10 protein-coding genes are annotated in these 12,960 nt (G+C 44.1%); 4 read left to right on the top strand and 6 right to left on the bottom strand.

The window, feature by feature from the left end:
• The first annotated feature begins 136 nt into the window (after positions 1-136).
• Positions 137-2,263 carry a DEAD/DEAH box helicase gene (locus tag BUA44_RS05495; protein ID WP_072809482.1) on the top strand — a complete coding sequence of 709 codons (2,127 nt, stop codon included), beginning with the start codon at positions 137-139 and terminating at the stop codon, positions 2,261-2,263.
• A 35-nt stretch (positions 2,264-2,298) separates the two neighbouring features.
• On the opposite strand, the gene BUA44_RS05490 is transcribed toward BUA44_RS05495, so the two are convergent.
• From BUA44_RS05490 to BUA44_RS05475, 4 genes are all read right to left on the bottom strand, one after another.
• Complete coding sequence (locus BUA44_RS05490; protein WP_072809480.1) at positions 2,299-4,602, bottom strand: hypothetical protein; 2,304 nt, start codon at positions 4,600-4,602, stop codon at positions 2,299-2,301.
• 61 nt (positions 4,603-4,663) lie between these two features.
• Positions 4,664-5,596 (bottom strand): IS1595 family transposase, encoded by a 933-nt coding sequence (locus BUA44_RS05485; RefSeq protein ID WP_072809478.1) that lies wholly within the window; start codon positions 5,594-5,596, stop codon positions 4,664-4,666.
• 70 nt (positions 5,597-5,666) lie between these two features.
• Entirely contained in the window at positions 5,667-6,116 is a 450-nt protein-coding gene (locus BUA44_RS05480) for a hypothetical protein (protein WP_072809475.1), read from the bottom strand.
• 23 nt (positions 6,117-6,139) lie between these two features.
• Complete coding sequence (locus BUA44_RS05475) at positions 6,140-6,532, bottom strand: hypothetical protein (RefSeq protein ID WP_072809473.1); 393 nt, start codon at positions 6,530-6,532, stop codon at positions 6,140-6,142.
• Between the two features lie 208 nt (positions 6,533-6,740).
• Here BUA44_RS05475 and BUA44_RS05470 point away from each other — a divergent pair, with 208 nt between their 5' ends.
• From BUA44_RS05470 to BUA44_RS05460, 3 genes are all read left to right on the top strand, one after another.
• Complete coding sequence (locus BUA44_RS05470; RefSeq protein ID WP_072809471.1) at positions 6,741-7,739, top strand: hypothetical protein; 999 nt, start codon at positions 6,741-6,743, stop codon at positions 7,737-7,739.
• Between the two features lie 16 nt (positions 7,740-7,755).
• On the top strand, positions 7,756-9,306 hold the full coding sequence (locus BUA44_RS05465; protein WP_072809468.1) for an acetate and sugar kinases/Hsc70/actin family protein: 1,551 nt from the start codon (positions 7,756-7,758) through the stop codon (positions 9,304-9,306).
• A 396-nt stretch (positions 9,307-9,702) separates the two neighbouring features.
• Complete coding sequence (locus tag BUA44_RS05460) at positions 9,703-10,902, top strand: hypothetical protein (RefSeq protein WP_072809466.1); 1,200 nt, start codon at positions 9,703-9,705, stop codon at positions 10,900-10,902.
• 6 nt (positions 10,903-10,908) lie between these two features.
• Here the strand turns inward: BUA44_RS05460 and BUA44_RS05455 are convergent, their stop codons facing one another.
• A complete protein-coding gene (locus BUA44_RS05455; protein WP_072809463.1) occupies positions 10,909-11,739 on the bottom strand; it encodes a tRNA (guanine(46)-N(7))-methyltransferase TrmB in 831 nt (276 codons plus the stop codon).
• Positions 11,739-12,947 (bottom strand): DUF4198 domain-containing protein, encoded by a 1,209-nt coding sequence (locus BUA44_RS05450; protein ID WP_143151874.1) that lies wholly within the window; start codon positions 12,945-12,947, stop codon positions 11,739-11,741. Before BUA44_RS05450 ends, BUA44_RS05455 begins: the two co-directional genes overlap by 1 nt.
• Positions 12,948-12,960 lie beyond the last annotated feature (13 nt).

Here is a 12,960-nt window from a genome sequence, read left to right as displayed (position 1 = left end):
TTTTTAGCAAATGTCATTTTTGCTCTAAAATCAGGTTCTTTTCTTTTTTTTGTGTTATCCCTGTGCAAGTGGGAATCTCCTTCCGCCCATATTTATATAATTTTAAAGAAAAAAGTGAAAAAATCTGAGGATTGGTATGGCCGACAAGTTTAAACCTGGTGACTTGGTTGTTATTGTCAATGACAACAAAAGAGGAACTATTCTAGAAAAAAGAATGGTCGGCTCTAGTGTGAGATGGAAGGTGTTCGTAAATCAGCAAGAACAACCAATTATTAAAGAAGAATTTCTTGAACTTGAGTCGACAGAATCTTTGGATGACAAATTTCAAAATGGTGATTTTCTTGGTCTTGCCGAACTTAAGCGAATTTTATCATTCATTCGAATAAAGGGTGATGTGACGAATATTTACTACTCTATGGGAAATAGAGCAACTGAGTTTCTAGCACATCAGTTCAAACCTGTTTTTAAGTTTATTGAATCTACAGCGGGAAAACTCTTAATTGCAGACGAGGTTGGTCTCGGTAAAACTATTGAAGCAATGTATATTTGGGAGGAATTAATTGCTCGTGAAAATAGCCGACGATTATTAATTGTTTGTCCTGCAGCATTGTGCGAAAAATGGAAAAAAGACATTTCTAGATTCTTCTCAAAGGAAGCGACAATTGTTGATGCAAAAGAGCTATTAGAAAATTTTGAAGAAACAGAGCGAATTCCAAACGAAAAAAGATTTTTACTGATTACAAGTATTGAAGGAATTCGCTTTAAAGAAAAAGATGATGACCAAAATCCATCTCGTAGAAAAGATTCCAAAGAAAAAATAAATGATATACTAAAGAGAATGGATAGTTCGTTTAATCCTTTATTAGATTTGGTTGTTTTTGATGAAGCTCATAATGCAAGGAACAGCGAGACTGCTAATTATCATACGACAATGGCTCTTAGAAAAAATGCAAATCATGTTTTGCTATTGTCGGCAACACCTATACAAACAGAATCGTCGAACCTGTTTAACCTTTTAAAAATCCTAGATTCCGATGTTTTCTTTGATAAAAGAACATTTGAATATCAATTGGAGGAAGGGCAGAATTATATAAAACTCTCCAATGGATTAAGAAATAAAATTCCGGAGACGAATATTCGAGATTTATTGTTGAAGATAAAAGATGGGCCTACATACAAAAGTAATCCTTCTTTTGTTGATGCGTTTGAAAAGGATTTGAGGGGAATAATAGCTGACAATCAAGAACGCATGAGGTATTATGAACTCTTTGCGCAAAAGGTATTTTATTCAAATTATGTGACAAGAACTAGAAAATGTGATGCGTTTGAAAATCTTCGCAAACGTAACCCCATTCAATATCCATTTGCTCTTAGTGAATATGAACGTTCTGTTTATACGAAAGTGACAGAGGCTTTGCAGGAATTGGCATCATTTGCACAAGAAAGTCTTACCACTTTTAGGATTATTGGACGCCAAAGACAAATGGCAAGCTGCCTGCCGGCAACGATTTCGTCGTGGAGATCGTTGGTTGATAGCTTTTTTAGCTATGATTCCAATGGAGAAATTCTGCTTGAAGATGGTGAACGTTCGTTAAAGGGGGAAGACGACTTAATTAATGCTCATCCAGATATTTATGAAATCATAATCAATAATGGATTTGATTATGAAAGATTGAGATGTGAAGATTCGAAATATAAAGCAACACTAGAATGTATTCGAAATCAACAGGAAAAGTATCCCGGTTCAAAAATAGTTCTTTTCTCTTTTTACAGGAGCACGATAAAATATCTTGAGGAACGATTTAAGGAAGACGGAATTTATTGCATCAGTATGATGGGCGGGATAACTCAAAATAAAGCAGAGGTGATTGATGTATTTAAAAATGATTTGTCTATAACGATTCTTCTCTCAACAGAAGTTGGAGCGGAAGGTCTTGACTTGCAATTCTGTGATACGGAAATAAATTACGATCTCCCATGGAATCCAATGAAATTGGAACAAAGAATTGGCCGTATTGATAGAATTGGGCAGAAGTCCGAAAAAATAAATATCATTAATATGTATTGCGAAGACAGCGTAGAAGATAGGGTGTTGCAAAAACTATATGAACGCATTGATATATTTGAAAGTTCCATCGGAGATTTAGATGAGATTCTAGGTGAACCGATTAGAGATATTGCTCTTATTTTGATGAACAAAAATTTGACAGAAATCGAAAAAAAAGGGAATTATATACAATGTTCCACCCGATACGTGGTGTAGTATTGGTGGTATAGACCGCTACGGGTAGTGTTCCCCTACTTCAAGAACTCGTATTCAAATAGTATCGGGACAATTTCTCGGTTGTAATACTCCTTGCAAAGTTCTTTCATAGCCCTTAAATCGGAATGAACCTGTATGTTGTTATAAACAGTTTTCCCTTTCTTGGATGTTGTGTCCTTATAGGATGTATCTATTTCTTCTGCAATTTGATAAATCCCGTAGGTCAATTCACTATCGTATTCTTTTGTTTCTTTTACGTGTCCAATCAAGGATTCGTATAACTTGAAAATCCTGCTTTCGGTTTCATTCAGTTCAAGCCTTTTCAATTCCTTGGATGCTACGGTTTCCCCGTGGGTTGCGTCAAGGCAAAGTTCGTTCCTGTAATACCTGCCGTCACTACCTGTAAACGACCTGCAATGGTTCTGCATTTCAATACAGGTAAATAACAGACATTTTAACAAGAAATTGTCCAAACAACCGCTTTGGGCATCCACCAAGAATCGGTCTGCCTTGTCAGCGGATTTCATTATCCTAGAACGCTCCGTCCACCCTCTATTGTATGTTATGTAGCGACTTGCTGCAAACATAGGCATAGATTGTAGGAAATTAGTTGTTCTTATATAAAAGCCGTTCCCATCATATTCAGCCGTTCTCAACAGATGGACACTAGAATCGGGGTTGTCAAAGTTTGCCCCCTTGACCGCAAGATAGCCAATAATGTTGTCGTTGTAGAATGGAATTTGACGAACGGAACTTCGGTCTTTCTTGATTTCGGTTCCGTCAAAGTCTAGCAATACGCCATCCTTTGTGTCAGCATATTCCCGCTTGTCATAGAATTTTTCGCTGTAAAGGCTATAGCAACGCTTTACGGGCAATACCACTTCGTCCAAGAACGTGCCCGTCTTGGCATCAATGTTGTAGCCCTTTATGTTGAACTCCGTAATATCCGAGGGTTCGTTGCTCCACAAGGCACACATAATGCAAGCATCAATCTGCGTATGGAAATGCCTACGGTTGAATGCGTAGCCTTCAATTATCTTCTTGTTTATCAAGTGGTGGGCTTTCCAATACTTTACGGGAGAAAACACGACAAAACTATCCGTAGGCTGTCGTAGATAGTATTTGAATCCCGACCAAATAAAGGCATTTCCTAAATCGTTTGAAGCCGTACCTTTGATTTTTTCCTTCTTCATTTCCTTAACGATATAGGACTGCTTCCACACGGTAGATTCCTTGCCCTTTTTCTTCTTTTGGTGTTCTATGGATGTCGTTTCGGAATAGGGTGGATTTTCAAAGAGGATTATCGTGCAGTTAGGGTCGTTCACGTATTGGGCGATAACTTCGTTTTCTACAAATTCCTTGGACAGGGCATCCGACCCATAGACTAATCCTGCATTGAAAGTTTCTTTCGTTTCTATCGGGGGTATTATAGCCCTTACCTTTGAGCCTACAAGTTCCTGCAAGACCTTGTATTCGTAATACTCTATTGTAGATACTATGCAATGTGACAGTTCTTCATCGCTCAAAGCCGTTTCAAGGTTTCCCGTTCCCGCACAACGGTCAAGAATGATATAGTCGTTCCCTTCGGGGACACGCTTGATAGCCATACGCACAAGTTCAACAGCCTTTTGTGCATATAGCGGGTGCGTATAGAAAGCCCCAAGATTTTTCTTCAAGAGCGTGTCATTGAGTTTATCCATTAAGTAATTGAACTTGACATTCGTTTCACCCTCGTACGGATAGATGTAATCCTTGAAAATCGTCGGGTTGCGGATTTCACCGACTGTCTTGTGCTTGCCCTTTTCATCGCCTAGAAAGTCCTCCTTCCTAGCAGTTTGGTTCTTCCTATAATAATGTTCTGCCCAACCGACAATGCAGTTCTCGTCTATATGGATTTTAGTGAAGTTGGTTTCCTTTAGGGTAGCAATCAAGGTTTCCGCATATAACGCCTTGGAATAGTCCAACATCTTGATAGGGTCGTTCCCAATAAACCCCGTATTGTTCTTTGATGCCCCACCAATATAAATCTGTTCTATAAATCCAAGATAGTCATTTGAATTATAAAGATACGCTCTAGTGGCATTCAAGTCTATAATCACGATATTGGCGGGAACAGGAATACCCTTTAAGCGTAAAGCAGACAAATACTTCACACACTGAAACAGGACTTCGTTCAAGTCCTTTACGGTGAGTTTGAACTCAAGCAGATTTCCGTTAAGAACTCCGTCATTGTTGTTGGCGATAATTTCTTCGGTAGTCTTGTTGGGATTGATTCGGGACAGAAATCTGTCATAGAAATCGGTCTGCCCTTCTATTTCGGTGGCGAACTTCTCGGTCATTCGGAACTCCTGCAATGGTTTCCATAGAAATATACATATTCCAAGAGTTTATAACAAGATACTACGCAACAAGTGTCCTATAGTTCAAAGTCTTGCCCCAACAACCACACACAAGTGAGTCTATGCGCTCGTCCGTGGGCACCTTGCAGTTCCCCTTGTTCCATCGGAAGTCAAACTCGTCCACATAGCGTTGCAGGTGCTCCAAGGTGAACTTGTGGAACGTGCCGTAGAACCCACGCTTGACAAGGCTCCACACGCTCTCTATGCCGTTCGTATATGCCTTGCCGTCCACGTAGAGTTTAGCGGAGTGGTTCACCCTGTTGTGGACATACCCCTTTTCGGACAGGTCGCCATATCCCCTAAATTCATCTGTATTGACGACAGCACCCTTTTGGACGTTCAAGGCGACCAAACCCTGCAAGGTGAGTTGGGTGGTGTCTGCGGTGACGAACGAACGGACACGACCGCCCCGCTCCACGATGCCCACCACGGGAGTCTTGCCCACGGAGCCACGTCCTTCGTGCAGTTTCTTGGAGTTGTGCTTGTTCGCTTCCTTACCGCCCACATATGTTTCGTCCATTTCCACGATGCCTTGCAGCAGACCGCTGTATTTCCCGTTGCCCATAGCGGAGCGGATGCGGTGGCACAGGAACCAGGCGGTCTTCTGCGTTATATCAAGTTCCTTGGAGAGTTGCATACTAGATACACCCTTGCGAGCCGTGACCATCAAGTACATAGCGATAACCCACTTGTCTAGCCCTACCTTGGAGTTTGCGAATATGGAATTGGTTCTTACGGAGTATTCCTTGCGACAATGGTTGCAACGGTAAAAGCCTAGTTTCTTGTCTGTCCTTGCTACGGAATGTGTGTAACTGCAATACGGGCAGGTGGGCGTGTCACCCCAACGCTTCCGTTCAAGGAACTTTCGGGCGGTTTCGTTGTCGGGGAACTTCTTGAGAATCTTGTAGAGCGAGATGGTTACGTGGTCGTTCATAGTGGATGCCTCCACTATAAAATATATACAAAATTTATGACAGAAAGTGTCAGTAGTTTGGATTATTAAATTAACCTTTATCTTTGTTGGATTTATAATCCGCAATGTTGGTATAATCGGGTATAACTATATTCCCGTTTTCGTCAGTCCGTAGTTTGATTTCGTGTGTGGAGTTGTTGTCATTCCAAAGAAATACCGCATACTCATAGTTAGACGCAAACTTTCCCTGCTTGTGAGGTTGGTGCATAAACTTGTTGAACTCCTTACGCTGCGAAGCATTTAGAGTTCCGTCATATTTCCCGTGTGTGAAGTATTCGGATTTTTCTAACTGAACGCACAAGTTTATACTTGTAGATTTACTAGGAGGTTCCTTATTGGTTATATGGACGTGTGGAACTTCACCGCCATCATCCGTCCATACGGACACTTCCAACTTGTCGGCAAATCCGACCCGTGCCATTTCGGATATATCTTGTTCAACAATGGAACGGTTTTCGTGCAGTTTAATCTTCAAAGCCATAATTCTAACTCCTTGTGCTAGTATTATACTGTAACCATCGCTTTAATAAAATCGTCAATGTCCAAATCTTCGCCCAACCTGTTTAACAAATCCTTATTTGCAGTAACAAATTTCTTAACGGCATTAACGTCAGCCTGTGATAACTCCATTCTAGGGTTATCCACCAATACAACAGGGTCATCGTCTATAGACATAGGTATCATTCCCCGTGTAACGGGATGGTCGCCTTTGTTGTTTTGAAATTTAATCCTGTTGGCGTGTCCCGATTCCTTCCATTGACCACTATCATCCACATAGATATTTACAGGCAATCCTGTCCGCTTTTTACGCAAACAAGCCATTTCAAACATATCCGATTCTTGAATATGCTCATTTGAACCTTGTGTTCTTTCGTGGACTTTAATCTTCAAAGCCATAATTCTAACTCCTTATGCTATTTACTCTATAGCACCATACTATCCATACTACAATATAGTGACTAGGCGACAAGACCGCAAGGCAGATATTTTGCCATTCTAATGTGTTTAAGAAAATTTACAGAACTGTGGCGGGTGGAACATTGTATATAATTCCCAAAAAAAAGAACAATACGAAAAGATTATAGACACCATATGCAAGAAAAAGATGGATCAAGAAAATATCGAAAAAAATGCAGCTAATAGCATTGCTTTCCAGGAATTGATTACAAATAATATTATAAATGCAAATAAAACGCAACGGTACATAAGGCCCATTGATTTGCGATTTTATGTAGAGGATTATTTAACTGAAAAATGGCAAGGTTGTATTATAAAAAATGATGCAATTTACAAGGATGCTTTAATAATCAAGTTGTCGCATAAGGCTGCTATACGGTTTAGTGATTATCTGAAAAAAGATGGATCGCGCTCATCGTTGCAATTTGATAATCAAGAAACGCTGTGTCTCTTTGACGCCTCTATCAAGGATGATGTGAAACGTTCTAAAGAAGTCATTTCTTATTCTCATCCATTAATAAAATGGATTACTGAAGAGCGTTTAAACGAACCCTCAGTCCCTTATGGTTGCTCATCTATAAAATATCATCCTGACAATGTAGAAGCTCCGCTAGGAATGTATGTTTACTACATTCAGCAATGGAAAGCAAAAGGTTTTAAAAAAGAGAATCAGCTAAAATATTACGTGTGTAATGTTGACTCTCAAGAATGTTTAGAACCTGCAATAGCGGAAAAAATTGTTTCTGATGCATATATGTTTGGTGAGAATAATCAACGATGGAACGAGTATTGTGATTTAAGAGATGCCTATGATGCTCTTGACTTGATTAGAAATAATGCTAATGAAGAATATCAGAATTATGAAAAAAAATTTGAGGATGATAACAGAGGTGTTTGCGAGCAACAAAAAATTTCCCTAATTACAACGGCCGCTAGGAAAATAGAACAGGCAGAACAAAGTATCGAAACCATAAAAAGCAATGCGGGACAAACTTCACAAGAAAAAGAACGTTACATCAAATTGCAGGAAAGTATAATCAAGTCTATTCAAGAGAGATTAAAAAATCAGATTGATGATGTCGAGCAAAAACTGGCAGTTCAATGTGAAAATCCAGAAATATGCTTGGGATTGCTGTATATTGAGTAGTGGAGAATAGGACGCAATGAAATTATTTGACCTGATTAAGAATTTATTTCTTTCATCAAATGAGAAAACGCATGAATCTCCACAAGTTCAGGAGAAATATAGACGAGAGACAATAAAATCCTCAGGAGTAAAAACCGTAGCGGAAGAAAGACCGTTTGATGTTCTCGAAAAGCGCGAGCCTCCTAAAGTGCAAGAGCGTTATAAAAGCGAAATTATTCGGCCGTCAAAGGTGATAGATTCAACAACAAAAAAAACACGGCATCATGCTGAACGAAAAAATATAGTTTTTCCCCAAAAAAGCAAATCGAAAAGAGCTATTGTTGGAATTGACTTTGGAACGAGTTTTACCAAGGTGTTCTGTAGTGTCTCAGATTACGGGAAATTCGCCATTCAATTTGAAACGAATAATCCCGAAAGATATTATCTGCCTTCAGTATTATTCTATTCCGCCCAAAACAACACTTTGTCATTGAAAAACGATGAAAATCTTCAAAAAATAGAGTATTTCAAGTATGGGCTAATAAACAATGATTTTTTGGCGGCTAGTAAAATTTGTGAGAAAAATCCGAAAATCAAGAATAGCATAAGCTTGATTTGTTCTGCATTTTATTTAGCGAAAGTAATCAAACTTGTGAAAGACTCTATTTGCCGAGAATGTAAAACTGATGATATAAAATTTTTCTTCAATATGGGTTGCCCTATAGATAATTTCTGCGATGGACATAAGGGTATTTATGATAGAGCTTTGAATATAGGGTTTGCATTGAGCCAACAATCTGATTTTGAACTTTTATCTGTGGACGCGATAGATGGATTTATAGATGATAATGAAAATTTTTCTGATTCGTCTTTAGATACAATTCCTGAACTCTATGCTGAAGCTTTGTGGTTTATTGAAAAGCATTCTACTGATGATGGAATTTATACGATTCTTGATGTAGGTGGCGGAACTGTTGATTGTGCAACAATAGCAATAAAGCAGGAAAATGGAGAAAAGAAAACCCGCATATATTCACAAACTGTTATGCCTTTAGGAGTAGAAGTTCTTTTGAGAGATTTTTATCCTATGGAGTATAGAAGAAATCGCTTGGAATGTGTGGATAAACTAAAGAAGATGGATGTGAAACTCCCAAAATATGGTTCAGGGTTTCCTCCACTGACAAAAATAGAACAGAAATCGCTTGATTTTAGAAGTGGCTTCGTTCGTGGAATAACTGCTGCTGATAATACGGACAAAAAACTAATGGCTGAACAACGTAAAAATCGAGGGAAAATCATGTATTATGCATTCGGCGGTGGTGCGGATTTCAATTTTTACCATTCAACAATAGAGCATGCAAACAAGGATCTGCAAGGTCCAACACAAGGGACGAATATTCCTCCTTTGCATAGAGAACATGTTGAAAACAATATAAAAGAAATCCCCAGTAATCGGTTCATTATTGCGGAACGGCTGGCTCATCCATATTTTTCTGAAATAGATGGTTTTCCGTGGGACTTTTCAAACAATAACCCAAATACTGATGGGTCGTTTGACTTTGCGAGTTATGGGTTGCTGGATACTTGACAGGAGCGGTCTTTTTTGAATTCATTCGCGTTAGGGATAGTGACCCCTTGGGGCGGAGACTTGCAATGGAGATCCCCGCCTTCGCGGGGATGACAAGTGTAAGGCTCCGTTTTATGAGGTTGGGCGGGAACGGAGTTATACAAGACTTAGAACTTTAGTTCTTAGTCGCTGTTATCCACTTTGTGGAGAACCGGGCAACCCATAAAATATAGCCCGACCCACGCCAGTGGGCGGACAGCACGTAACAACTTGTTGTTTAGTGCGCATGGCCACCAAGGTGGGGAACGCCCAAATACAAGGTGGCCCCGAAAAGGGCCGGGATTCCCAAATTTTTACGGGCGTGATTCTCGAAAAACTTATATATTTATGACAAACGCGTAAAAAGGAAGTGTCGCAATGAAAAGAATCGTTCCGTTGGCCTTGCTGGGTGCCGTGCTATTGCTTTTGGCGTGCGCCCATAGTTACAAGTACAAGAATGAGGCTGCGTTCAAGGGCAAGACCGGTGTTGTTGGCATATTCCGGCAGGCGGCCTTCTACTGCAGCGAGGCGACTCCGCACTACGCAAAGATTGGCGATTCCACCATTGTCGTGAAGCCCACGTGGAGCGAGGAACAGGATAACTTCTTCTTTGCGGAACTCAAGTCCGGCCCTGCGACGCTCTACAGTTACAGCTACAACTGTGGCGAGAACGAGAACAAGTTCGTGCTCGATACCACATCCGAGAACAAGGGTGCCTCGGGCATCGTGATTCCTGAAAGCGGCCTCTGCAAGATTGTGATTTCGTTCGTGCAGGGCGACAGGTTGTTCGACCACAATGACGTCCTGATTGAGGAAGAGTTCAAGAAGGCGGAAATCGCGCTCGACCCGTCCAAGATTCCGTATTGCGAGGTGCTCAAGACCGACGGCAGCAAGGTGAGTTTCGCGAACCGCGATTCCCTGCTGGCCGAAAACTACAAGGCTGCGGTCGAGGCGGCGAAGAACGGTTCCTGCGAAGATATCCGCCCGCTCGTCTCGCTGGATACAAATTCAGACAAGGTAACATGGAATGCCGAAAAGGACAAGGTCCTGATGATTGCGGCGCATTCCACTCCGGACCAGTTCGAGAACGGCGCCCCCTATACGGTCACGAAGGACATGCGCGTGTTCTCTGACAGGGAATTCCTTGAATGGTACAAGATGAACAGCAAGGGCGTGCGCAACTGGCCGCTTCGCCTGCGCCAGCTGCTCGGGCTCCCGCGCGAGGAGAACATCACGCACTTCACCATGTTCTGGGTTTCCCCGAAGGACATGATCCGCCCGGCGTATATCCCGGATGTCACGAGTTCCGAGATGACCTGCCGCTTTAACGAGGAAGACGATTCCCAGCTGGATAGCCTCGGGATGTGGCTGCGCAACTGGTTCGACAATACCTGGAGCGCGAGTTACAAGTCTGAGGGCGGTTACCCGTGGACTCGCCTGGGCTACACGTATGACTGGGGCTCCAGTGGCGACAAGTACGGGCTTTCGGAATTCCTGGTACGCGAGGAATCGCAGGTAACTGTCCAGACGACGAAGGACCTGAAGGCGTTCGTGCGGTGGATGGGCGACCGCCGGTAATTCAATCTACACGTGATTGATGGTAACCCGCCACAGTTGCTGGCGGGCTTCCTTGTATTTGCGCTCGAATGCGGTGATGGGTCGCTCGGGGTCAAAAGGCTCGCGGGCGATTGAACAATCGGGCGTGGCAACGCGTGCCGCCTCCGCGAATTCCCTCGCGTATAATTCCCAGTTGGTGCGCAGTTCGAGCGTATCTCCGAGTTGCAGGAGCGTCGGGAAAATCGGGTGCAGGTGGAACCTGCGGGTGGCTTCGCTCTGCTTGGGCCAGGGGTTCGGGTAGTAGAGCGCGTGGTAGGGAATGTGCCACTGTCCCGCCTTGACCTTCCCGAGGGCGAGACGCCAGAAGTCGAGCAGTTCCGCGCGCACGAGGAATGCGTTTCGCGGGGCGGCGCAGTTTAAACCTGCAGCGCCGTTTAAACCCGCGCCTCCCGCCTTCGTGAGGCGTGCTGCCGACTTGTCGATGCCGATTACGGGAACGTCCGGGTTTGCTATCGCGATGTTTAGCGTGCTTTCGCCTGTGCCGCATCCCGAATCTAGAATTACTTTGTATGTGCCGCGGACGGCACCGCCTTCGTTGCCCCCTGTACCCTGATTTGTCATCCCCGCGCAGGCGGGCGGACAGCACTTAACAACTTGTTGTTTAGTGCGCATGGCCACCAAGGTGGGGATCTTTTGCTCATAAAAGTTTAAAACAAACTTTTCCGCTTCCGCAAACGCAATGCGCGTATGGTCCGCGATAGGGCGCAGGTATTCGGTCGATGCGTACTTGCGCACGACCTCTTCGAGTTTGTCGTATATATCGGGTTGGTTTGTGGTGACTGCGCGAGCCCCGGACATTACCGCTTCCAGATGCTCAGACGCTTGCCGCCGGTAAGCTCGATGTCGTCAAGCCAGAAGATGACGGTCTTTTCTTCGTTGTTGGGCTTGAATCTCCACACGAGCTGGTTCACGCAGGTGTACGAGAAACGCGGGTCGATGATTTCTGCCAGGGGCACGCTGAAGCGGGCCCAGTCCTCGCCGAGCGTGATTTCGTACTGCGCGATGAGCTGGTCCTCTTTCTTCTGCGTCTCGTCTACGAGGCCGAAAACGATGGCGCCTTCGCCTTTCACTCGGAACGCGATGGAATCCACGGAAGAAATGTCGTTGCACAGAGCCTTGTTGCTCTTGCCGAGCTCAATGCCGACCGTTGCCCAGGGCCAGATGGCTTCGCCGGTAGAATCCTTGATGGTCTCGCCGAATGTCGCCGCCACGTGGGCCGCGATGTTCCCGTCTTCTTCGACCGCGAGTTCGAACCTGTGCTGGACTGTGTCGGTGATGAATTCTGGGGTCACGTTTTCTTTGGAATAGGCGAAATACCACCAGCCGCCATCGTAGGTGCGTGCGGGCATGAATCGGTTCTGGTAGTTGGAATCCTGGAAGTCGTCAAGCAGTAGTGCGCGACTTTCTTCGGCGAACGTGCTCGCGGTGGAACTTTCGCCCGCGACAACCTTCATGTAGGTGCTGCTCGTGTCGGCGCCCTTCTCGTTCGGGATGAACACCAGGCTGATGGGCCCTGCGGGCAGGGAGTCCATGGAGAACTTGCCGTCCGTAACTTTTGCCGAATGCGACATGCCGCGGACCTTCACCGTGCCTTCCATGCCCTTGCCCACGGAACCTTCGATGGAAACCGTCTCTTCGAGGGATTCCTTGCCCAGGTCCACGTCGTCGCCCTCGACGGAAACTTCCTTCTGGAGAGCCTTGTTGTCGAGTTTCGCTTCCAGCGTGTATGTGCCTTCGGCCACGTTCTCGAAGACGATCTTGCCGTTGGAATCCGCTTCGGCGAATTCGCTCTCGCTTGCGTCAAGGCTTTCGCTTTCGCTGAGTTTTACGCGTGCGAATGCGGCCGGCTGGCCCGCAACGGTAATCTGCGCTGTGATGGCGTTACCTGCCTCGGTGCCGCTCGGGCCTCCGCCTGCGGTTTTGTCGCTATCGGAACATGCAGAAAGCATCGCCGCTGTTGTTAGCGCGATGAGTCCCAGGCCGAATGTGGAAAAATCTTTCTGCACATTCGAAAGATAC

The sequence above is a fragment of the Fibrobacter sp. UWR3 genome, assembly GCF_900143055.1.
GTDB lineage: Bacteria > Fibrobacterota > Fibrobacteria > Fibrobacterales > Fibrobacteraceae > Fibrobacter.
This window is presented reverse-complemented; position numbering and strand designations above follow the sequence as displayed.